Annotated in this window: 21 protein-coding genes; 10 read left to right on the forward strand and 11 right to left on the reverse strand. The window is 65.6% G+C overall.

Translation table 11 applies throughout. The features are described from left to right. Nucleotides 1-330: 330 nt before the first annotated feature. Nucleotides 331-2,103 (forward strand): serine hydrolase domain-containing protein, encoded by a 1,773-nt coding sequence (locus PX653_RS18075; RefSeq protein WP_277414135.1) that lies wholly within the window; start codon nt 331-333, stop codon nt 2,101-2,103. Between the two features lie 9 nt (nt 2,104-2,112). Here PX653_RS18075 and PX653_RS18080 read toward each other — a convergent pair whose 3' ends face one another. The 5 genes from PX653_RS18080 to PX653_RS18100 are packed head-to-tail and all read right to left on the reverse strand — an operon-like array spanning nt 2,113 to nt 8,201. Continuing rightward, on the reverse strand, nt 2,113-4,263 hold the full coding sequence (locus tag PX653_RS18080; RefSeq protein WP_277414136.1) for a peptidase domain-containing ABC transporter: 2,151 nt from the start codon (nt 4,261-4,263) through the stop codon (nt 2,113-2,115). A gap of 1 nt (nt 4,264) precedes the next feature. Further along, entirely contained in the window at nt 4,265-5,515 is a 1,251-nt protein-coding gene (locus PX653_RS18085) for an HlyD family secretion protein (RefSeq protein ID WP_277414137.1), read from the reverse strand. Between the two features lie 3 nt (nt 5,516-5,518). Next, entirely contained in the window at nt 5,519-6,676 is a 1,158-nt protein-coding gene (locus PX653_RS18090) for a JmjC domain-containing protein (protein WP_277414138.1), read from the reverse strand. Then, the gene (locus tag PX653_RS18095; protein ID WP_277414139.1) at nt 6,676-7,398 is read right to left on the reverse strand and encodes a hypothetical protein; all 723 of its coding nucleotides are present in this window, start codon (nt 7,396-7,398) and stop codon (nt 6,676-6,678) included. The genes PX653_RS18090 and PX653_RS18095 overlap by 1 nt, the downstream gene beginning before the upstream one ends. Nucleotides 7,399-7,433: 35 nt before the next feature. Continuing rightward, complete coding sequence (locus PX653_RS18100; protein ID WP_277414140.1) at nt 7,434-8,201, reverse strand: hypothetical protein; 768 nt, start codon at nt 8,199-8,201, stop codon at nt 7,434-7,436. Nucleotides 8,202-8,475: 274 nt separating this feature from the next. Here PX653_RS18100 and PX653_RS18105 point away from each other — a divergent pair, with 274 nt between their 5' ends. Continuing rightward, nucleotides 8,476-8,802 carry a hypothetical protein gene (locus PX653_RS18105; protein ID WP_277414141.1) on the forward strand — a complete coding sequence of 109 codons (327 nt, stop codon included), beginning with the start codon at nt 8,476-8,478 and terminating at the stop codon, nt 8,800-8,802. Further along, on the forward strand, nt 8,784-9,815 hold the full coding sequence (locus PX653_RS18110; RefSeq protein ID WP_277414142.1) for a hypothetical protein: 1,032 nt from the start codon (nt 8,784-8,786) through the stop codon (nt 9,813-9,815). Before PX653_RS18105 ends, PX653_RS18110 begins: the two co-directional genes overlap by 19 nt. Nucleotides 9,816-9,818: 3 nt before the next feature. Here the strand turns inward: PX653_RS18110 and PX653_RS18115 are convergent, their stop codons facing one another. Continuing rightward, nucleotides 9,819-10,376, reverse strand: coding sequence for a DUF488 domain-containing protein (locus PX653_RS18115; protein WP_277414143.1), 558 nt, complete (start codon nt 10,374-10,376; stop codon nt 9,819-9,821). Between the two features lie 117 nt (nt 10,377-10,493). Between PX653_RS18115 and PX653_RS18120 the strand changes: the two genes are divergently transcribed. Both PX653_RS18120 and PX653_RS18125 read left to right on the forward strand, forming a co-directional pair. After that, nucleotides 10,494-11,003, forward strand: coding sequence for a hypothetical protein (locus PX653_RS18120; protein WP_277414144.1), 510 nt, complete (start codon nt 10,494-10,496; stop codon nt 11,001-11,003). Between the two features lie 63 nt (nt 11,004-11,066). Continuing rightward, the gene (locus PX653_RS18125; RefSeq protein ID WP_277414145.1) at nt 11,067-11,441 is read left to right on the forward strand and encodes a hypothetical protein; all 375 of its coding nucleotides are present in this window, start codon (nt 11,067-11,069) and stop codon (nt 11,439-11,441) included. Here PX653_RS18125 and PX653_RS18130 read toward each other — a convergent pair. The 4 genes from PX653_RS18130 to PX653_RS18145 form a co-directional block, all read right to left on the reverse strand. Then, on the reverse strand, nt 11,435-11,845 hold the full coding sequence (locus PX653_RS18130; RefSeq protein ID WP_277414146.1) for a hypothetical protein: 411 nt from the start codon (nt 11,843-11,845) through the stop codon (nt 11,435-11,437). The two genes, PX653_RS18125 and PX653_RS18130, sit on opposite strands and share 7 nt — an antisense overlap. 156 nt (nt 11,846-12,001) lie before the next feature. Further along, entirely contained in the window at nt 12,002-13,147 is a 1,146-nt protein-coding gene (locus PX653_RS18135; RefSeq protein WP_277414147.1) for an MFS transporter, read from the reverse strand. Next, on the reverse strand, nt 13,144-13,914 hold the full coding sequence (locus PX653_RS18140) for a DeoR/GlpR family DNA-binding transcription regulator (RefSeq protein ID WP_277414148.1): 771 nt from the start codon (nt 13,912-13,914) through the stop codon (nt 13,144-13,146). The genes PX653_RS18135 and PX653_RS18140 overlap by 4 nt, the downstream gene beginning before the upstream one ends. A 73-nt stretch (nt 13,915-13,987) precedes the next feature. Continuing rightward, nucleotides 13,988-14,356 (reverse strand): hypothetical protein, encoded by a 369-nt coding sequence (locus tag PX653_RS18145; protein WP_277414149.1) that lies wholly within the window; start codon nt 14,354-14,356, stop codon nt 13,988-13,990. Between the two features lie 151 nt (nt 14,357-14,507). Here PX653_RS18145 and PX653_RS18150 point away from each other — a divergent pair, with 151 nt between their 5' ends. The 5 genes from PX653_RS18150 (at nt 14,508) to PX653_RS18170 (ending at nt 19,564) form a co-directional block, all read left to right on the forward strand. Beyond that, entirely contained in the window at nt 14,508-15,239 is a 732-nt protein-coding gene (locus PX653_RS18150) for a FadR/GntR family transcriptional regulator (protein WP_277414150.1), read from the forward strand. A gap of 1 nt (nt 15,240) precedes the next feature. Then, nucleotides 15,241-15,918: a hypothetical protein gene (locus tag PX653_RS18155; RefSeq protein ID WP_277414151.1), complete on the forward strand. Its 678-nt coding sequence runs from the start codon at nt 15,241-15,243 to the stop codon at nt 15,916-15,918. A 164-nt stretch (nt 15,919-16,082) separates the two neighbouring features. Continuing rightward, on the forward strand, nt 16,083-16,994 hold the full coding sequence (gene kdgD / locus PX653_RS18160) for a 5-dehydro-4-deoxyglucarate dehydratase (protein WP_277414152.1): 912 nt from the start codon (nt 16,083-16,085) through the stop codon (nt 16,992-16,994). Between the two features lie 111 nt (nt 16,995-17,105). After that, nucleotides 17,106-18,680: an aldehyde dehydrogenase (NADP(+)) gene (locus PX653_RS18165; protein ID WP_277414153.1), complete on the forward strand. Its 1,575-nt coding sequence runs from the start codon at nt 17,106-17,108 to the stop codon at nt 18,678-18,680. Beyond that, nucleotides 18,680-19,564: an SMP-30/gluconolactonase/LRE family protein gene (locus tag PX653_RS18170; protein WP_277414154.1), complete on the forward strand. Its 885-nt coding sequence runs from the start codon at nt 18,680-18,682 to the stop codon at nt 19,562-19,564. The genes PX653_RS18165 and PX653_RS18170 overlap by 1 nt, the downstream gene beginning before the upstream one ends. Before the next feature lie 44 nt (nt 19,565-19,608). On the opposite strand, the gene PX653_RS18175 is transcribed toward PX653_RS18170, so the two are convergent. After that, on the reverse strand, nt 19,609-20,937 hold the full coding sequence (locus tag PX653_RS18175; RefSeq protein WP_277414130.1) for an IS4 family transposase: 1,329 nt from the start codon (nt 20,935-20,937) through the stop codon (nt 19,609-19,611). Between the last annotated feature and the right edge of the window lie 122 nt (nt 20,938-21,059).

Below are 21,059 nucleotides of genomic sequence, written 5' to 3' on the forward strand. Positions count from 1 at the left end.
CTTGCTACCGTGCGTTTGAGCCTTGCTGTCGCTTTCGGTAGCCGTGCGCGCCATTTCAGGGTTGGGCGGTGAGCCAGGTCATGGATGGCCTGTACGCCCCCGGCGTCGCCTCCTGCATTTGTTGCTCCCGACCAGCACCACGCCCTTGCCCAGTGCAGTGGACGGCTGCGGGCCTGGCGGGGCTGGGGCGACGAATCGACAGCGGGGGCGACGAACGGCGGCGGACCTGCCAGATCGGCCATCGAAACCTGGCGATATCCCGGCAATTTCACCTGGATTTCACCGCCGCCCCCGTATGCTGGATGCCCGATCCACTTGCGCGTGTTCTCCTTGAAAAACCTGTTCATCCTGTGCGCCCTGCTGCTTGGCGCCCTGCCGGCGCATGCGGCGCCATCCCTGTCGCAACCGATTGCCGAGCTGCTGCGCGAAGAAGGCCTCGACGGCGTGGTCTGGACGACGCTCGACGCCACGGGTGCGGCCGGCGTCAGCCATGCGCGCACGGGTGCGCCGATGCATCCTGGCCAGCGGGTGCACGTAGGCTCCATCGCCAAGACACTGGTGGCGGTCGGAATCCTGCGCCTGGCCAGCGAACGGCGCCTGGCGCTGGACACGCCGGTTTCCGCCATCCTGCCGGGCATCCGGTTCGACAATCCATGGGAGGCGGCCGATCCCGTGCGCCTCCGCCATCTGCTCGACCATACGTCCGGGCTGGACGACGTGCGCTTCTGGCATGTCTTCAGCGAACGGGCGCGCGCCGATACGCCGCTGGCCGAGGCCTTTCCGCCTGGCCAGGGACTGCTGCGCGTGCGCTGCCGGCCCGGTTCCCGCACGTCCTATTCCAACCTGGGCTACACGCTGCTGGGGATGGTCATCGAGGCAGTGACGGGGCAACGCTACGAGCGCTACCTGGACACCGGCTTGCTGCTGCCGTTGAACCTGCGCGACAGCACATTCGCCTTCGTCTCGCAGCACGACGACAAACGGCTCGCCATGGGGCACTTCGAGGAAGGCGTGCCCCAAGCGGCCATGGCGTCGTTCGTCCGGCCCGCCGGACAGTTCACGACCACGGCCGCCGACATGGGCCGCCTCGCTCGCTTCCTCATGGGCGACGGCAAGGTCGACGGACGCGACTTCATCGATCCCGCACTGCTGCGGCAAATGGGCGAGCCGGCCGGGACCGAAGCCGCTCGGGCCGGGCTGGCGGTGGGCTACGCCCTCGGCCTCCGCAAGCTCGACCGCCACGGCGCGGTGGCCAGGTGCCATGGCGGTAACGGCGTCGGCTTCCGGGCGCTGCTGTGCCTGTTCCCCGAGACGCAACAGGCGTTCTTTTATGCGATCAACACGGACAGCGAAACGGCCAACTACCAGCGCATCGATGCGTTCTTCACCCGGGCACTGGCCCTGCCTCCACCGCCGCCGGCAAGGCCCGCGTCACCCGCCCTGGACGCCGGGCCCTGGCTTGGCGTCTACGTGCCGTCGCCCAATCGCTTCGGCACCATGCTGCTGGCCGATACGCTGTTCAGCTTCGTGCGGCTGACAGGCGACGACGGGGGCCTTCAGTTGCGCCCATTCCAGGGCAAGACAGTCGCGCTCGCGCCTGTAGGGAGCGGTTTGCTCCAGGCGCCGGACAAGCTGCTGCCCTCGCACGCGCTCTTCGCTTCGGCGGCCGGCGACCGGATCCTGACGAACGGTACGCAGACGTATGAGCAGGTGCCGCTCGCCCGCCTGCTGGCGCTGTGGGCCAGTGTGGCGGCGGGTGTGTTGGGACTGGCCTTCCTGCTGGTAGGAGGCGGCGTACGGCTGGCGGCGCGGCGCCTGTCGCGCCATGACCCGTTGCTGGCACCCTTTGCTGGCATCGCCGCCCTGCTGCTGCCGCTGCCGCTGTTGTACCGGCAGCCGTCGATGCAGCTGGGCGACGTGACGGCTGCCAGCGTCCTGCTGGCCATCGTCACGGCGCTGCTGCCGGTGGCATTGTGCATCGGCCTTGGCCTGAGCATGCGGCGCCGGCGGCTGGGTGCGGATGCCCTGGCGATGGCGGCTGCGCTGCAGTTGACCGTGCTGCTGGCCGTCTGGGGCCTGCTGCCCTTGCGCCTGTGGGCATGAGCCTGGCGTTCAGCCTGGCGTGACGGGCGCGGGTTCGACGACCATGCCGCGGAACAGTTCCGGGCCGATGGGCGCATGCACGCCCACGACGCCGTTGGCCACGGTGATGGTGCGCTCGGCCAGCGCGATCGTGTCGGGCCGGTGCGCGACGATCACGCGCGTCATGCCCAGGCCGCGCAAGGCCTGGTTGACCCGCGCCTCGGTCTGCAAGTCGAGATGGGCCGTGCCTTCGTCCAGCAACAGGGCCTTCGGCCGCTTGTATAGTGCCCTGGCCAGCAGGATGCGCTGCTTCTGGCCGCCGGACAGGCTGCTGCCCATGTCGCCCACCGGGGTATCGTATTTCAGGTTCATCGCGAGGATGTCCGTGTGGATCGCCGCCAGTTGCGCGCACGTGGTCACGTGGCTCATCTCGTAATCGGGATCGAAGAAGCTGATGTTCTCGGCCAGCGAGCCGCTGAACAGGGTGTCCTCCTGGTTCATCACGCCGATCAGGCTGCGGTAGCGGCGCACGCCGAACTGCGCCAGCGGCACGCCATTGACCAGCATTTCGCCGCCCGTGGGTTGCAGCAGGCCGCTGAGGATTTTCAGCAGCGTGGTCTTGCCCGCGCCGGATGGCCCGACGATCGCCACCACCTCGCCGCTGCGGATCGTCAGGTTGACGTTCCTGAACACGGCCGGCAACCCGGCGCCATACGAGAACGAGACGTTGCGCAATTCGATCTGCAGCGGCTTCAGGGCCTTGTCCTCCTCCGTCGCCTCCGATTCCGTTTCGGGGGTCTCGAATACGATCTCGCCCAGCCGGTCCAGATGGACCCGCAACAGCACGAAGTTGATCACCTGGTCGGTCAGGCGCAGCACGGCGCCGAGGAAATTCTGCTTGAAGGCCTGGAACGCGAACACCATCCCCACCGTGATCGAGCCGTCGATCGCCATCCTGATGGCGATGTAGGTAAAGGCAATGCTCTCGAGGCCCGTCAGCAGGTAGTTGGCAGCGTCGAAACCGGACGACAGCAGGCCGAACCGGGTGGACGCCGACGTGTACTCGGATTTGCGGTTCTGCCAGATGCGCTGGCGGTTTTTCTCCTGGCAGAAGGCCTTGATCGTTTCGATGCCGCGGATGTTCTCGATGAAGCTGCTGGTTTCCTGCGCCTGCGCCGTCAAGAGGTTGAGGTTCAACGTCTTCATCGAGTGGAAATACACCAGCTTGACGATCACGTAGACCAGCACGACGACGAAGGCCAGGAAGGTCAGCAGAGGTGAATAGACCATCATCAGGCACAGCGTCGTCAGCGCCAGCACGCCGTCCACCACGGCGCTGACCAGGCCGCGGCTGAGCAGGTCGGAAATGGGCTGCAGGGAACTGAAGCGCGACACCACGTCGCCCAGGTGACGCCGCTCGAACCAGGCGACGGGCAGGAAAATGGTGTGCCGGAACAGGTTGACCGCGCTTTGCAGCGAGACGCTGTTGCTGAGCGAGAGCACCAGCCGGCTGCGCAGCCACGTCGACGCGACGTTGAGCAGCACGACACCGGAGAAGCCCAGCGCCAGCACCGTCAACAGGGCCGTATCCTGGTTCGGATAAGCGCTGTCGATGGCGATCTGCATGCAGAACGGCAGCGCCAGCGTGGCGATCTGCATGACCAGGGACAGCGACAGGATGCGCGTCAGGGCCGCCGGGGCGCCGGTAATGCGCGTCCACAGCTGCTGGATCTTCAGGTGCCTGACGAAATTGCCGCGGGCGAATTGCGCTGCCGGCGTGAGCTCGACAACGACCCCGGTAAAGTGGCGCGACACCTCTTCTTCCGTGAGCCGCATCCTGCCGCGGGCCGGATCGGCCACCGTGTAGACGGTGCCCTTCACGCCCGACTGCAATTTTTCCAGCACCACGTAATGGCTCAGGTCCCAGTGCAGGATCGCCGGCAGCTGCAGTTTGTCGAGGGCCGACAGATCCGCCCGCAGCGGCCGGCAGTGGAACTTCAATTGATCGGCGATACCGATCAGCGCTTTCAGGGACAGCCCCCGCGCCGACAGCGGGAAGCGCCGGCGCAGCGTATGCAGGTCGACCTTCAAGCCGAAATGGCTGGCGACCATTGCCAGGCAGGCGAGGCCACACTCGCCAGCGACCGATTGGCGTACCACGTCCGCCCGCGTACCAAACATGTTAAACCCTATCTCGAACTGTTCTGATCGGTTCCAGGAGCCAGTCCAGGAACGAGCGCCGCTCCAGGACGATATTGCCTTTCAGCGCCATCCCGGCCTGGAGCGGAAATGTCTTGCCATAGGCGGCCACGTGCTCCTGCTGCAGCTTGACGCGGACCCGGTACACGCCTTCCTGCAAGTTCAAGGGCACGTCGATGTCGCTGGGCGCGATCGCGCTTTTCGACACCGCCACGACCGTCCCCGCATACGAGCCGAATTTCTGGTACGGGAAGGCGTCGTACAGCAGGCGCACGCTCTGGCCCGGCTCGATGAAGCCGATGGCCCGGGACGGCGCGAACAATTCGGCCTCGAAGGCCGTGTTGTCCGGGATGATGTTCAGCACCAACCCTTGCGAGCGCAGCGACTTGCCGGGAATCGCCATCAGCGACGACACCGTCCCGCTGATCGGCGCCGTCACGACATAATGACCGGCGGCCTTCGCGGCCGAGGAATTCTGGCGGATCGATTCGGTCTGGATGCGGTTTTCGTTGACCTGCTTGCGTTCGGCGCTGCCCAGCGCCACCAGTTGCGCCTTCAGGTTGGCGATGCGTGCCTTGACGGAAGACTGCTGCTGCATCAGCTTGGAGAGGTTCTGCTGGTGCTCCAGGAATTCCTGGCGCTTTTCATCCAGCGTGTACTGGCTGAAATAGCCCTGCTTCACGAGCGACTCCCATTTCGACAGCGTTGTCTCGAGCGATTTCGCCAGCTGGCGTTGCATCTCGATCTGGGACACGATCTGGGACAGCTCGTCGGTGGAATAGGCCAGTTCGCCCTCCAGGCGGTTGCGTTCGACCGACATGTTGGCGCGAATGACGCTCAACTGGTCCGCCGTGATCGCCGCCTGGCGTTCCAACGACCGCAGGTTTTCCTGGCTGTAGCTTTCGTCTTTTCCCAGCGGCGTATCGACCGACACGACCAGCAGCTTGTCGCCCGCATTGACGTGCTGCCCTTCCCTGATCGAGACGTCATCGACAATCCCGGGCTTGGGCGCCAGGATCTTGGCCACCGGCTTGGTGGTGGTGATGACGCCGACCGCCGCCTCGGTGCGGGCGTATTCACCGAATGTCGCGGCACCGATCGCCAGCGCCGCGGCCGCGCACAGCGCGATGACGACATAGTTGGTGACCGGTTCCTCGACGACCGTGATGTTCCCGTAGAGCCGCTTCTGTCTGAACGATACCGCTTCCGGCCGAAAAATCTCTACGCCCGCCATGCGCTACCCGTCAACGAGAGGGGAAACGATGTCGCGCCTGAGCAGGGCCGCCAGGATGCCCGCGGCATCGACGACCCCATGCGCCGCGATGGCATCGGCCACGTCGCCTGCCGTCGATCCGGGATGCGATGCGATGAAGTCGACGGCCAGGCGTTCGGCCGTCGTCAACACGTGCCGCTGGCCGTTGACGACGATGGTGCTGCCATCGGGCGCATAGCGCGAATTGACCTGCAGTACGCGGCAGTGCGCTGCGTCGGGCGATGGCGGCAAGAAGACGTCGGACAAGGAGGCGTGCCCATTGACGCGCTCGCGGGACTGCGCGCGGCGGCGGAAATCCTGCAACGTGGCGGGATTGGCGAGGATGTCCGCCAGCACGGCGATGGCCTGCTCCAGCTGGCCGTCGCCCGTTTCGATGCCGTTGACCGATTTGCGAAACGCCAGGTGATCGGGCAGCTTGTTACCGCACGCCCAGACCAGGTAATCCAGCAGCAGCGGCGTGTGCGCGCCCACCGCCAGGTGGAAGGTGGGCCGGTTGTCCACCGGCTCCACCTTGTGCCACCAGCCACGCGGCAGGTACAGCACGTCGCCGGCCTTGAGGATAATGTCCAGCATGGGGGCCTGCGGCGCCTGCGCCTTTTTTTCCGCGCTGACCTGGGAATTAAGCGGCAGCGCGAACGTGGGTTCGTAGATCTGCCAGCGCTTCTCGCCAAACAGCTGCACCGCAAAAATGTCGTGCCGGTCCCAATGAATATCGGTGGCCGGTTCGCGACCGAACGAAAGGTAAGCATTGGCCGAGGCCTGCGCACGGGCGAAGCGCGACACCTGCAGGCAGATATCGGACACCGCCTGCGAATACAGGTCGATACGGTTCAGTACCAGCGATGCGTCGTCGGCAAGACAACGATACAGCGCGTCCTTGCGCAGGCGCCGCCGCCGGATACCGATGTCGGTATATTCCTCGATCAGCAGGCGCTGGTCGATCCGTTCCGCGTTTTTCAGGACTTTCAAATATGTTTCGTCCGGATCGACAACGTCGAGCGCATCGTCGATGATCCTGATGGGCTGTTCCGGCGGCGTGAACGCGCCTTCCAGCAAAAGCGGTTTTTTCTCGAAATAGCCGCTTTTGAATTCCTCGTAGGGATAACGGAAGTCGATCAGCATTATTTCGGTGCCCTCAGGGTGCGCGACAGTGCCTCATGGTTCCAGTCGAGGCTGACCGACGCCACACTGTCGCCATGCTCGGCCAGCACGCCCAGTGTCCCCGAGTTCGCATCGGGAGCAGGGAAATACGTCACGCTCCTGATCGGCTGCGTCGACCTGAGCAGTTCCACGGGTGCGCTGAATTCGCCTGCCTGCCGGGTATAAGCGGCAACGACATAAGCGTCGCCGGTGTGCCACAGGCCCACGTCCAGCGTACGCTCACCGTTTGCCGCAACTGCCTTGTCGACCTTGGAGGCCATGATGAAGCGCCCCTGTGGCAGGTCCGGATGGCCATCCTCGACGGGGCGGATCCCCAGCTTTTGCGCTGTGACCTGCGGCGAATGGCTGAAGCGCTCATTGGACATGGCCGCGAATACGGCGCCGTCCTTGAACAGCACCAGGCCCATCCGGAAAGCATACGCATCGTTCGCGCAAGGTCCCTGCAGCAGTGCGACATTGGCCAGCTTCACCCGCTCCTGGCTGCCGGCTGGGGTGATCGACAGATCAGACAGGGATGTGTGCGCCGGGACATATTTGATGCCCGCCGCCCGGCTTGCGGTAGCTGCGCAAGCGCCCTGCGCTGGCACCGCGGTCTGGGCGGTTGCCGCGCAGGAAACCAGGGCGGCGGCAAGGGCTCCCGCCGCGGCCGCGGTCGAGAATGTCTTAATGAAGAAAATGTTCATCTCACGAGTTCCCGGGCGTTGCCGCCCCGATGTCGTCAGCGGAAGCCCGGATGGTTGGCGTCATAGCCGCTGCCGGGGTTCTGGAGGATGGGCATGTTGGAATACGACGCGATTGCCCAGGCAATATCGTTCGCTACCCGCTCGTTCATGTCGTTGGTCGACTGGCCATTGCCGAGGCGCTCGTTCTCAGTGCGGCCGGCATTCGTCATATGCCCCAGTTCGTGCAAGGGCAGATAATTCATACCGCCTGGATTCGCCGCATAGCCGGTCAGGTTGTCGATGTTGAAGCTGACCTGTGGATTCCCGCCGGCGTAATCGGCCTCGCCACGCGTGGTGCCGTTGCGGTAAGTGAACCCCTGCTCATTGACGACGATGTCGGTCTTGGCCCAGATCTGCTTCAGCTCGGCGCCGGTAACGCTTTGCCCGTTGGACAGGGTCACACGGGCGTTATCGGGAATCGCGGCAACGGCATTGGTCGTCTCCTGGACGCTCTTGACCAGTGCGTCGACGGCTGCCTGCTCGTCAGCCGTCAATGGCCGGGTGATCTTGACGTCGACACGGACGGCACTCTCGTCGGTTGGTTCCGGCACCGGTCCGCCATATCCAGCGCCGCCGCCACCCCAGATGAACAAGTTCGGCATGAAGTACGACTTCGTATTGTCGCGATTTCCGACGATCGTGACGGTCGGCATGACAGTGGTCGGATTTTCGTCGCCATCCTCGCCGTCGCCGCCGGCGATCAGATCCAGTTCATCTTCCATCAACAAACGTACGTCGTCGAACTCACCGCTGAAATGCCGCATACGAATCTCCTCTAAATGTCTGGCCGGGGTGGCTGGTTAAAGTTGCTTCGGGTGGAACACGGTCGACATAATAACGATTCTTATTTCGCAGCTGTAGAGTTATCAAAAAAATATTTTACCGAACTGTTTTGGCGTTGTTTTTTTCGCACTTCCGGTTGTAATACAGCGGGCTCGATGCTAGAGGGCACGGGCCAGCGCGCGCTGCGAATTGTACGGACGCTCTATACTGCCCCGCGCATCAAGACGGTGTGGCGTTGACGCGGAGGGAGAGTGCATGATCGGAAAAGCGAGGGCAGCGGGTTACCTGTTGGGCACGGCATTGCTGGCGGGCTGCGCCGGTCCGCTGACGCAGAGTGCGATCACGTCCAATCTCGTGCAGGAGGACGCGCACAACGCCTATCTCGTCCTGAACATCGCGCGCGCCTACGAACGCATGCCCATGCATTTCACCCAGGTGAACATGGTGCGCGCGGGCCGGGCGGCATCGGCATCGGCAACCCGATCGTCGGACTCGACATCCCGTTCGGCGGCGCGGCAAATCCTTACTATGCGTTGCGACCATCTGTCGAGGCCGTGCCGAACGTGGACACGACCAGCCTGATGTCGCAGGAATTCATGCGCGGCCTCACGACCCCGGTCGATGCCCGCCTGCTGGCCTACTTCGCCAGCCAGGGATGGCCGTTGCCGATCCTGCTGAACCTGTTTGTCGGCGCCGTGGAGACGTACGACAGCCAGGGCAACCTGCTGCACAACCTGGTGAACAGTCCCCGTAACGAGACCTTCGCCGTCTTCGGCGCGCTGATCGACACGATCGCGGGCTGCCGGCTCGTGCTGTCCGAATCGTCGTCGTACGAGTATTTCGGCGAGCGTTTTCCGGCGGAGAAGCTGAGCGACGTCATGCTGCTGACAACCGTCAAGAATGCCGGCCTGGTACCGGTCCAGGTCGGCGACGACGGTACCGTCGCCACCGCGTCCGCCAGCGGCAAGCGCGTCTATCGCCTGGCGCAGGTCAACCGCGAGGCGGGCGTCAAACTCGACGCTTCCGGCGCCGGTGCATCGGGCTACGAAGCCGCCGGCAATTGTGCGGTCGACGCGCCCACCCAAGGCGTGGCCGGAAGCCAAACGGAACTCGACACGCTGCAGCGTATCGGCAAGGCGCTCGCCACGCTGTCGATTTCCGTGGCAGGCGGCGGCGAGAAGGCGCCCAAGCCTGCAAAGAAGCCAGCCGGCGCCGCGCCGAAAGCCGCGCCCGAGATCGCCGAAGCCCGGCTCGTGCTGCGCTCGACGCAATCGATGATCTACTACCTGGGCGAACTGAGCCGTTACCAGAACGCGACGGGGCCGGAGCACGTGGCGCCGGTCACCATCCGCACCGGCAAGGACCGCTACGGGCATTTCTTCCGGCTGCGCTGTTGCGAGAAAATGCCGGACGCCGCCGTCTCCGTGGCTTACCGGGGCAAGCAGTTCAACGTCGCGCAGTATGACGAGCATCCCCGGGGCGAGCCGGAGGACCGCAGCGTGCAGACGCTGGCCCTGCTGTCGCTCGTCTACACGCTGCAGAACCGCTCGAACGAGGCGCCCGGCATCAGCAACGTGCGTGTGCTGAACAGGTAGCCGCTAGCAACAAGGCGCTTCGCCGCCCGGCTCGCCCTCTGCGTCGGGCGGCGGATAGGCAATGCGCACGCCGTCGACCCGCGCGAACGAGGTCAGCACATGCGGCCGCGTCTTGCCGCGGTTGATGATGTGTTCGGCCGGAATCCCACGCACGGCAAGGGCGTCGGCCACCATCGAGCGGTGACAGCGCCACGGTACCGCCTCGGCACACATCAGGGCGCAGCGGCGGTCGGCCGCCCGCACGAGGACCACGTCGACGCCGGCATTGAACTCGTCGGATTGCATGTGGTCCGCGTAACCCCGGAACGACTTGTTGCGCCAGCCGCTGTTGGGTGAATCCTTGCGCGCATGGCGCAAGCCGCCAAGGGCGGCGATGTACTCGTAGGCGATGCCGGCGGCCGCCAGTACCGGTGGCAACAGGTCCTGCCCGAACTGCGGGTTGGCGCGCGATTTCGGCACCGTGCGGATATCGATCAGCAGGTCGATGCGCTGGTCCGACAGGAGACCGATGAATTCCTCGATGGTGCGGTTCGAGTGACCAATCGTGAAGATGGCTTGCATGGTTCGCGTGCGCGAGTTCGTTGTTGGACGGGCTATATTCTTGTCCATGCGGCCCGACAGTGGCGCCGCGGAGGACCCTCCATTCATTCCGAGATTCCGACATTCCGACATTCCGACATGGCAGGCTACATCGTTGTTCGCATGCTGCACGGCGCGCTGGCCGGCATCGACGTGGTGCTCAATCACGATGTGCTGGCACGCTTGCCCCACCGCGCAGAGGCAGCCATGGAGGAATTGCTGCACAGCCTGCGCGAAGGCGTGTTTGCCGTGCTGTTTGCCGGCCTCGCGTGGTTTGAATGGCATGGCGCCCTGGCCTGGATCGTTGCCGCGTTGCTGGCGGCCGAACTGGCGATCGCCGCCGTCGATGTCAAGCTCGAGGTCGATATCCGCGTGCTGCCGGCGCCCGAACGCATCCTGCATCTGCTGCTGTTCATCAACCTGGGCGCCATCCTCGTGCTGCTGGGCGAGCGCCTGCTGGCCTGGCGTACCATGCCGACGGCGTTCGTCGCCGCCGACCATGGCTGGGCCAGCTGGGTGCTGACCGGGCTGGCCATGGCAGCCTTCGGATGGGCAGTGCGCGACGGCTGCGCCGCGCGGCGGCTGGCTACGGCACAGCGAGGCCCGTGACGTAAAGCTGTCCTTTCCCGCAAACTTCTGGTAGCGTGACTGTTTGTAACGTCGGGGGATCCCATGAACGTACTGGCTTGTGCCGCAGCGACCTGCGCCCTGCTTGCAGCCGGCACGGTGGCCGCAGCGGCTGCACCTCTCCCGCCCGCCGTCACCACCGTGACACATCTGGGCAAATCGACGGTCGATCTCTCTTGCGGGCGCACGTCGGCGGCCCCCTGCCATTACCTGTTCCTGAGTTCACTGTGCCAGGAGCGCTTCCTGGCCGACGGCACCAAGGAACGCACGTGCCGCTATGCCCCGGCCACGCCGCCATTGCAAATCCTTCCCGGTGAACGGAAGACGGTCACGGGCCTGCCGGGAGATTTCATTTATACGATGAAGCTCGGCAAAGCCCCCACCGCGGACGAGTGCCTGCGCAACCCCATCCCTCACTGACCCGCCAGCTCACCGCCCTGCTGCGCCTTCAGCAAGGTATAGCCGCTCTCGCGGTCCGGCAGCGCGCCAGCCTGTACGAGGCGCGCGACAATGCTGCCGTCCGTACGGCCCAGCTGTACCGCAATGCTACCCAGCGGCATACCAGCCTGGAACGCCTGCAGCAGCGTATCGACTTCCTCGCCCGACCATTTCTTGCCCGCGTTGACCAGTGTGACGCCGTTGCGTACGACGGGTGGCCTACGCAACGGTTCGCGCGCGCCCTGCAACGCGTTGCGGGCAAGGAACAGCGCTCGGATGACCTCCGGCGCAGTGCACGCGTCGCCCTCGGCCAGCGGCGCGCCAGTGCGCGGGTCGATGCCCAACGCCAGTTGCTCGACGAGTTGCGCTGCCTGTTGCGGTGCCATGGTCGCTCCTTTCGTCCGGTTGTCCAATCCAGCATAGCAGCAGCCTGCGCGCTTGCGGCAGCACTGGGCCGGATGCTGGTACCGCTCAAGGATGCTGCCGGTCGCGGGAACTTGTAGCCGGGCGGGCTCGTAAGCCGACATCGGCAGCACACTCGATCAGCGCGCTCGCGCCGTCCGCACCACCCGCGCATTGAACGCAATGACGATACCGGACAACGACAACACCCCCAGCGCCACCGCGATATTGGTCTGTGCGGCGATCCAGCCAATCACCGGCGGCCCCAGCAGCAGGCCCGTGTAGCCGACGGTGGCGGCCGTCGCCACGCCCACGCCCGGCGCCGTGCCGGGAATATTGGCGGCCGCGGCAAAGATCAGCGGCACCACATTGGCGGCGCCCAGCCCGACCAGCGCGAAGCCGACGGCCGACAGCGCATGGTGCGTGCTAGTCACGGCGATCAGGAGGCCCAGCAGCATCGACAGGCCGCCGGCAACCATCAAGGTCGGCGAACCGAAGCGCACCGTCAGCCGGTCGCCGGCAAAGCGGCACGCCGCCATCGCGATCGAGAATGCCGAATAGCCCAGGGCGGCCGAGCCCGGCGTTGCGCCCGTGCGTTCCGTCATCAGGAGCGCGCTCCAGTCCACCAGGGCGCCCTCCACCGCCATGCACAGCAGCGCCAGCAGGCCCAGGACCAGTGCCGGCCCGCGCGGCAGCGCGAAATGGCTGGCGCTGGCGCCGACAGCCGGCGTGTGCAGCACGCGCGGGGCCGTCAGCAGCACGGCCACGATCGTGACGACGCTGAACGCCAGCGCGCCACGGCCGTCGCCGAGGCCGTGTTCCACGAGCAGGCCGCCGCCAGCCGCACCGATGAGGCCGCCCAGGCTGAAGAAAGCGTGGAACGACGACATCGTTGGGGTGCCCCGGGCGATTTCCACTTCGCTGGCATTGGCGTTCATCGACACGTCCAGCGCGCCATTGGCCGCGCCGAACGCGAAGGCGGCCACGAACAGCGCCGCCACGTGCGACGTGCCGATCAACAGCGCCGTCATCGCTGCAAATGCGAACGCGGCCCACAATGTCGTGCGGCGCGTGCCCCAGTGCGTGGTCAGCCAGCCGGCGGCCGGCATCGCGGCCATGGCGCCGCCGGCAATCGTCAACAGCAGCATGCCCAGCACGCCGGTGTCGAGGCCGGCGCGTGCCTGCACCACCGGCACGTGTGCGGCCCACAAGCCGATACCGGCCCCGTTCAACAAGAAAATGGTGGAAATCGCCCAGCGCGCCTTGCCAATGGAAGAGGTATTCATGGGCGCTCCGCGACGATCAGTTCGGGGCCATTGGCGACGTCGCCCAGGGCCGCCATGTGGTCGGCCGGCAGATCCGCCTCGACGGCCAGGTGGTCCAGCTCAGCGGGCGTGCCCAGGAAGAATGGTGCCGGGGCCCCGAAGCGCTCGTTCAGCACGGCTGCCGCGCGCCGCGCGCTGCCGGCCAGCATGGCGCGCTTCAGGATGGCTTCCTCGCCGTCGGAGGTGCCCAGGCGGCGGCTGTCGAGGCCGCACAGCCCGACGATGCACAGGTCGGCGCGCAATTGCTCGATGTCGGCCAGCGTGCGGGCACCCAGCACGGCGCCACATTGCGCCGAATAGGTACCGCCCAGCAGGATGACGCGCGTCTGGCGGAATTCGCCCAGCGCCAGCGTGATGTGGGGACTATTCGTGACGATGGTGGCGGCGCAGCCGTCGTCCAGCTGGCGCGCCAGTGCCAGGTTGGTGGAGCCGGCATCGATCAGCACCGTGTCGCCCGGTTGCAGCAGCGGCCGCAGCGCCTGCGCCAACAAGGCCTTGCGCTGCAGGTCGGCGCTCTCGCGCTGGCCGAAGCTGGTCTCGCCGCCGACGCGGCGGATCGCGCCGCCGTGGACCCGGCGCAGCCGTCCCGCCAGGTCCAGGTCGCGCAGGTCGCGCCGGATCGTGTCCTCGGAGGTCTGGAAACGCTGCGCCAGTTCGGCTGCCAGCACCTTCCCTTCATGGTCGACTGCCGCGACGATCAGCCGCCGCCGCTCTTCTGCCAATTGCATGTTGGTACTCCGCGTTGTTCGATTAACGAAAGCATACACGAATAAACATGCAATGAAAACGCAGAAACGTGCATCAGCGATCCTTGTACGGTGCCGCGCGCAGCGTATCCCGTACCGGCTCGGGCGGGGGGCTGAAGTCGATCTCGCACAGCCACGACTGCGCATACTCGACGATCTCGCCGTTGCGGTTGCGGATGCGCTCGAAGCCCGTCAACGTAAACCGGCCGTCGCCGCACCACAGGATGCGCGGCTCCAGCAGCGTTTCCCGGATCACGGGCGAGCCATGCTCCATCAGGCGCGCCAGCTTGACGGGGCGGCGCAGCCCCTGGTCGTCCGTGTCGAGGATGCGCAGCTCGCCGAAACGGGGCGCCGCGCGGTCGCCCAGGACACGGCTGGGCAGCGAAATGCCGCCCATGCGCAGTTTGACCATCTTGATTCTCATGATGCACACCAGAAATAGTACTGTACGTATATACAGTATAGCAGCAGCCAGGAAACCCCTGCGTTTTTTACGCCTGGCGGTCATCGTACAACTCGGTGGAGCCCGCATGGCTGCTGCTATAATGGCCTCTTCCCTTACCCGACGCCTACGCATGTCCGACCTGACCGCCACTGTTACGCCGCCCAAAAGGCGCCACCGCAATCTCGCCCAGGGGGTGGTGGAAAGCATCAGCGCCGGCATTCGCGAAGGCGTGCTCAAGCCTGGCGAGAAGCTGCCGACGGAATCCGTCATCATGGAGTTGCATGGCGTCAGCCGCACCGTGGTGCGCGAAGCCATCTCGCATCTGCAGGCCGCGGGCCTGGTCGAAACACGCCACGGCATCGGCACGTTCGTGCTGGAGCCACCGGCCCCGCCGCTGCTGATCTCGGCCGACACGATCCGCACCATCGGCGACGTACTGGCGATCCTGGAGCTGCGCATCAGCCTTGAAACGGAAGCGGCCTGGCTGGCCGCCGCCCGCCGCACCGACGAGCAGGCGCAGGACATGGCGTCGGCACTGCAGCGCATCGTGCAGGGCGGCTCGGTGGAGGCGGACGTGCAGTTCCACCTGCTGATCGCGCAGGCGACGGGCAACCGCTATTTCGTCGACATCCTGACGCACCTGGGCACGACGATCATCCCGCGCGCGCGCGTCAACTCGGCGCAACTGGCGCACGACGACCCGGCCGTCTACCTGGAGCGCGTCAACCGCGAGCACGAGGACATCTACCACGCCATCCTGCGGCGCGATCCCGAAGGCGCGCGGGCGGCCATGCGTACCCACCTGTCCAACAGCCGCGAGCGCCTGCGCAAGGCGCAGGAAGAAACGGCGGCGGCGGCCTGACATGCGCGCCGCCGGCCTGGCCGCCGCCCTGCTGTGTGCTGCCGGCCTGGCCTGCGCTGACGACATGCCTTGCCCCGGGGCCGTGCCCTTGCGCACGGAACGGGACTACCTCGTCAACCTGCAGGCGGCGTTGCGCACGTCGTGCCTGCACGATGACGCGACGATCGTGGCGCGCCTCCAGGCCCTGTTCGCGGCGCCGGAAGTCGCCACGGAGCGCAGGACCGCAGCGGCTGTGATCTACACGTTCGCGGGCCGGATCCCCGGCGAGGAACAGCGCGGGCGGGAGGCTGTCACGCGGGTCGTCGTCAAGTCGTCCGCCGGCGAGGCGCCACTCCTCAGTGCAAACGTCGGGTTCAAAGGTCCCTGGGGGCTGACCCGCGCGACGTTCCACGAAATCTGGCAGGGCACACTGTGGGGTATCCTGCCGCCGCACCATCCAAGTCCACGCAACTATGCGCGGTATACCTTGCCGGGCAACCCGGCGGGCAGCGCCAGCGTGACCACCGATGACGATGGCCGGCTGCTGAGCTGTAGCTATTGGGACGAACCTGACACGCCGCAACCGGCAGTGTCGGCGGTATTCTGCAGCAACGCATGCCGGGCACCGGCGTGGGCCGGAAGGACGTCGGCAGCCAATTGTCCGGAGAAACCGGTGTGCGGCGATCCGCCCGCACGGTAGAGGCATGGGGCACTGTCCCCAGTTCAAAGGGGTCACCCGGCGTGGATAAAAACCGGGGACAGTCCCCAACCGAAATGCTTGCAGTGCTGCGTTTTAGGTTGTACGATGTCATACAACGATGGCGCTTGCCCTCCCATATCACCTGACAAAGAAGCGAGAGACACATGCAACCTAAAGAACTCCAAACCGTCCTGTCCCACGGCCTGCTGTCGTTCCCCGTGACCGACTTCGACGCCAATGGCGACTTCCGTCCCGACACGTACGCCAAGCGCCTGGAATGGCTGGCACCGTACGGCGCCTCGGCGCTGTTCGCGGCCGGCGGCACCGGTGAGTTCTTCTCGCTGACCCCGGATGAATACACGGGCATCATCAAGACCGCCGTCGACACCTGCCGCGGCAAGGTGCCGATCCTGGCCGGCGCCGGCGGCCCGACCCGCGCGGCCATCGCCTATGCGCAGGAAGCGGAACGCGTGGGCGCGCAAGGCATCCTGCTGCTGCCGCACTACCTGACGGAAGCGAGCCAGGATGGCCTGATCCGCCACGTGGAAGAGGTCTGCAAGTCGGTGGACTTCGGCGTCGTCGTGTACAACCGCGGCGCATGCCGCCTGACGGCCGATTCCCTGGAGATCCTGGCCGACCGCAATCCGAACCTGATTGGCTTCAAGGACGGCATCGGCGACATCGAACTGATGGTCTCGATCTGGCGCCGCATGGGCGACCGCTTCAGCTACCTGGGCGGCCTGCCGACGGCGGAAGTTTACGCGGCGGCCTACAAGGCGCTCGGTACCCCGGTATACTCGTCGGCGGTATTCAACTTCATGCCGAAGCTGGCGATGGACTTCTACCACGCCGTGGCGGCGGACGATCGCGAAACGCAGAACCGCCTGCTGGACGAATTCTTCCTGCCGTACCTGGCCATCCGCAACCGCAAGGCCGGCTACGCCGTGTCGATCGTCAAGGCGGGCGCGAAGATCGCCGGCTACGACGCAGGTCCGGTGCGCGCACCGCTGACCGACCTGACGGAAGAGGAATACGCGATGCTGGAAAAACTGATGCGTGCCCAGGGCCCGCAATAACAGCGTTACGCAACATGCATTAAAACCGATGCGGGCCGCGGCCCGCATTAATCTTTTCTGCTGGCTGGAACAACCGCTGCGTGCAACATCGCGCGCACTAAAGGAGAGCACATGGAAATCAAGGGTGAAATGATCATCGGCCGCAAGGCCGTGCTGGGCAAGGAAGGCACCGTCAAGGCCGTGGACCCGTCGCGCAACGCGCAGATCGAGCCGCCGTTCGGCCTCGCCTCGGCAGCCGAACTGGAACAGGCCTGCACGCTGGCGTGGCAGGCGTTCGACCGCTATCGCGAGACGACGCCCGAGCAGCGCGCCAAGTTCCTCGAGACCATCGCCGACCGCATCATGGACCTGGGTCCGGCGCTGATCGAGCGCGCGATGCAGGAATCCGGCCTGCCGCAGGCGCGCCTGGAAGGCGAGCGCGGTCGCACCTGCAACCAGCTGCGCCTGTTCGCGAAAGTCGTGCGCGACGGCCGCTACCTGTCCGCCACGCTGGACTCCGCGCTGCCTGACCGCGCCCCCGCCCCCCGCCCTGACCTGCGCCTGCGCAAGATCGGCCTGGGCCCGGTCGCCGTGTTCGGCGCGTCGAACTTCCCGCTGGCCTTCTCCGTCGCCGGTGGCGACACCGCGTCCGCGCTGGCGGCCGGCTGCCCGGTCGTCGTCAAGGCCCACTCGGCCCACCTGGGCACGTCCGAGCTGGTGGCCAAGGCCGTGCAGCAGGCCGCCATCGACAGCGACATGCCCGAAGGCGTGTTCTCGATGCTGATCGGCGCCGGCCAGACCATCGGCCAGAACCTCGTCAGCCACCCGCACATCAAGGCGGTGGGCTTTACCGGCTCGCGCGCCGGCGGCGTCGCGCTGATGAAGACGGCGGCCGCGCGGCCGGAACCGATTCCCGTGTATGCCGAAATGAGCAGCATCAATCCCGTGTTCCTGCTGGAAGGCGCGCTGGCCAACGAAAAACTGCCGCAGCAGTTCGCCGATTCGCTGACCTTGGGCGCAGGCCAGTTCTGCACCAACCCTGGCCTCTTGATCGCGCTGGAATCGCCGGCGCTGGACAAGTTCGTGCAGGGCACCGTCGCCGCATTGCAAGCCAAGGGCGCGGCCACCATGCTGACCCCGGGCATCCACCAGGCCTATACCACCGGCGTCGCCAAGCTGGGCAAGGTCGAAGGCGTCACGTTGCTGGCACAAGGCCAGACCACCGACAACCCGTGCAGCGCCGTCGCCGCACTGTACACGACCGATGCCGCCACGTTCCTGGCCAAGCCGGAGCTGGAAGACGAGATCTTCGGCCCCTGCTCGCTGCTGATCCGCTGCCACAGCGAAGCGCAGCTGATCGACGTGGCCGAACACGTCGAAGGCCAGCTGACGGCGGCCGTGCACGCGACCGGTGCCGACATCGGCCTGGCGAAAAAGCTGCTGCCGACCCTGGAGCGCAAGGCCGGCCGCATCCTGTTCAACGGCTTCGGCACCGGCGTCGAAGTGGCCCACGCGATGGTGCACGGCGGCCCGTTCCCGTCCACGTCGGACAGCCGTTCCACCTCGGTGGGCGCTTCCGCGATCGACCGCTTCCTGCGTCCCGTGTCGTACCAGGACGTGCCGGCCGAGCTGCTGCCGGCCGCGCTGGCGGGCGACAACCCGCTGGGCATCCCGCGCGTCGTCGACGGCGAACTGGTGCTGAAGTAATGGCGCAGCCGTCGATCGAACGCATCGACGGCGTGCATTGCGCGACGGGCGAAAGCCCGGCGTGGGATGCCGCCACGCGGGCGTGGTACTGGGTCGACATCCCGGCCAAGCGCATCTGGCGGCTCGATGCCGCCGGCCGCACGCGCTCGTGGCAGGCGCCGGAAATGGTGGCCTGCCTCGCGCCGCGTGCGCGCGGCGGCCTGGTTGCCGGCATGGAGACGGGTATGTTCGACGTCGATTTGTTCGACAACGGCAGCGTCGCCGTCACCCTGCTGGGCAAGCCGGCCGACCTGGGCGCGGGCATGCGCTTCAACGACGGCCGCACCGATCGCCAGGGCCGCTTCTGGAGCGGCACCATGTTCATGGACATGAGTGCGGGCAAGGACGTCGGCAAGCTGTATCGCTACGATGGCAACGGCCTGTCGGCGCCCGTCGTCGAAGGGCTGTTCACGCAGAACGGGCTGTCCTGGTCGCCGGACGGGCGCACCATGTACCTGTCCGACTCGCATCCGAACAGCCGCCTGGTGTGGGCGTTCGATTACGATGTCGCGACGGGTGTGCCGTCGCACCGGCGCGTGTTCGCCAACCTGGCCGACCACGTGGGCCGGCCGGACGGCGCCGTCGTCGATGCGGACGGCTGCTACTGGAGCTGCGCCAACGACGCCGGCTGCCTGCTGCGCTTCACGCCGGCCGGCAAGCTCGATCGCAGGATCGACCTGCCGTTCATGAAACCGTCGATGTGCACGTTCGGCGGCGATGACCTGGAGACCCTGATCGTCACGTCGATCGTGTCGGGCAAGCCGGAAGATGCCGCGTGGGGCGGCGCCGTCGTGCTGCTGCGCCCCGGCGTGCAGGGCCTGGCCGACGCGCCCTGCGCGTTCTGATCCGTCCGCGTCACGAAAAAGCCCGGCATTGCCGGTAATGCCGTTCAGTTAAGGTCTTTTTTCAGGACGCGGACAGTGTAGCGATGAGGTAAGGCCTTCACGGCCCGGTCGATTTTTCGACCGGGCCGTTCTTCATTCAGTAGCATGAGCAGACGCTGGCGAAGGCGCTGCATCAAGGCGGGCAGCTTGCCATGTGAGCGGGTTACTGCTGCCCAATGCAGTTCGTATTGGATGACATGGAATGCACGGATAAAACTGACCTCAGTCGGCTCACACTTCACCGCCAGTGCGGCCTTGGCGATCTCCAGCCGGATCAGGTTATAGGCAGTCAAGGTTCCCCAGATTTCCTGGTAGACGCCTTCGACGGTACGGCTGCGCAGCGTCAACGCCCTGCCCATCATCGTTTGCTTGAGTTCGCGATAGCTCGTTTCGATCTGCCAGCGCCGGGTATAACAAGTCGCAACGTCTTTGGCCGTGTAGCGCTTGGTGTCGCATAGTGAGGTCAGCAATACGTGTTTGCGTGCGCTCTGGTCGATGATCGTAATGGCGCGTGCGCGCCAAGTCTCAGGCAAGTCCGGGCACTTCTTGCGTGCCTGGGGCGATACGCGCATTTCGATCATCGCATCGTCGGCAGTACCGCCAACGACTTCCCATTTCGTATTGGACTTGGCTGGAATGATGAAGTGCCTGTTCGTTCCTCCGACGGTCAGGCCGCACAGAATCTCGGCTGACAGAAAACCTTTGTCGAAGACGGTAAGCGAATCATCCGGAATCGATGCGAGCAGCTCCTTGGCGTACAGCATCTCGTTGATGCCGTAAGGGCCAAACTTGGCATCGCGTATCAGGTGGGTCGGCACGGCAGTCAAGGTCACACCACGCACTTGCGGATAGCTGGCGATCCGGCCACTGGCATACGACTGCTCGCCGAAATGGTCGCGCTGTTCCGGCGTATCCGCCGTCTTCAATGTCGTGCCGTCCATCGCATACAGACTTAGTCCCTTGAACAGGTACTGCTTGCGATCCTGCTCCGACCATGCCTTTGCTGAGATCTCGAATAATGCCCGCAGTGGTTCGGCGCCAACACGCTGCCGTGCCTGCGCTACCGCGCTTTTGCTTACGAAAGGCGCCTGCACGTCCGGCAACGCAAGGTCCAGGTCGTCAACCACTTCACTGATAGACTGATGACGGTACAGCGCCAAGGCGACGACGAGCCACACTACCTGCTCGGCCGGCAGCCGGCGCCGTCGAATGCTCGCTTTGCCAGTGTGTACAACCGCTTGCTCGATCCACTCGGAAGGCAAGTGCCGTCCCAGGCGGGCCCAGTCCGGGTCTTCCTGGGCTTGTACGAGGAAATGGAGCGCGTCATCAAGCATGGTGACGCAGGTTAACAGCCTCAGCTACTGTTTACAACACCAAAAAGAAAAATGCCGCTCAGTCTTAACTGAACGGCATTACGGCATTGCCGGGCTTTTCTTCTGGTGCGTGGCCCGGTCTC

Source organism: Pseudoduganella chitinolytica, assembly GCF_029028125.1.
Taxonomy (GTDB): domain Bacteria; phylum Pseudomonadota; class Gammaproteobacteria; order Burkholderiales; family Burkholderiaceae_D; genus Rugamonas; species Rugamonas chitinolytica.

Coding starts and splice junctions, on each gene's coding strand:
- PX653_RS18080 (WP_277414136.1), bottom strand. CDS start 4,263: ATGTTTGGTACGCGGGCGGACGTGGTACGCCAATCGGTCGCTGGCGAG.
- PX653_RS18085 (WP_277414137.1), bottom strand. CDS start 5,515: ATGGCGGGCGTAGAGATTTTTCGGCCGGAAGCGGTATCGTTCAGACAG.
- PX653_RS18090 (WP_277414138.1), bottom strand. CDS start 6,676: ATGCTGATCGACTTCCGTTATCCCTACGAGGAATTCAAAAGCGGCTAT.
- PX653_RS18095 (WP_277414139.1), bottom strand. CDS start 7,398: ATGAACATTTTCTTCATTAAGACATTCTCGACCGCGGCCGCGGCGGGA.
- PX653_RS18100 (WP_277414140.1), bottom strand. CDS start 8,201: ATGCGGCATTTCAGCGGTGAGTTCGACGACGTACGTTTGTTGATGGAA.
- PX653_RS18105 (WP_277414141.1), top strand. CDS start 8,476: ATGATCGGAAAAGCGAGGGCAGCGGGTTACCTGTTGGGCACGGCATTG.
- PX653_RS18115 (WP_277414143.1), bottom strand. CDS start 10,376: ATGCAAGCCATCTTCACGATTGGTCACTCGAACCGCACCATCGAGGAA.
- PX653_RS18120 (WP_277414144.1), top strand. CDS start 10,494: ATGGCAGGCTACATCGTTGTTCGCATGCTGCACGGCGCGCTGGCCGGC.
- PX653_RS18125 (WP_277414145.1), top strand. CDS start 11,067: ATGAACGTACTGGCTTGTGCCGCAGCGACCTGCGCCCTGCTTGCAGCC.
- PX653_RS18130 (WP_277414146.1), bottom strand. CDS start 11,845: ATGGCACCGCAACAGGCAGCGCAACTCGTCGAGCAACTGGCGTTGGGC.
- PX653_RS18135 (WP_277414147.1), bottom strand. CDS start 13,147: ATGAATACCTCTTCCATTGGCAAGGCGCGCTGGGCGATTTCCACCATT.
- PX653_RS18140 (WP_277414148.1), bottom strand. CDS start 13,914: ATGCAATTGGCAGAAGAGCGGCGGCGGCTGATCGTCGCGGCAGTCGAC.
- PX653_RS18145 (WP_277414149.1), bottom strand. CDS start 14,356: ATGAGAATCAAGATGGTCAAACTGCGCATGGGCGGCATTTCGCTGCCC.
- PX653_RS18150 (WP_277414150.1), top strand. CDS start 14,508: ATGTCCGACCTGACCGCCACTGTTACGCCGCCCAAAAGGCGCCACCGC.
- PX653_RS18155 (WP_277414151.1), top strand. CDS start 15,241: ATGCGCGCCGCCGGCCTGGCCGCCGCCCTGCTGTGTGCTGCCGGCCTG.
- kdgD (WP_277414152.1), top strand. CDS start 16,083: ATGCAACCTAAAGAACTCCAAACCGTCCTGTCCCACGGCCTGCTGTCG.
- PX653_RS18165 (WP_277414153.1), top strand. CDS start 17,106: ATGGAAATCAAGGGTGAAATGATCATCGGCCGCAAGGCCGTGCTGGGC.
- PX653_RS18170 (WP_277414154.1), top strand. CDS start 18,680: ATGGCGCAGCCGTCGATCGAACGCATCGACGGCGTGCATTGCGCGACG.
- PX653_RS18175 (WP_277414130.1), bottom strand. CDS start 20,937: ATGCTTGATGACGCGCTCCATTTCCTCGTACAAGCCCAGGAAGACCCG.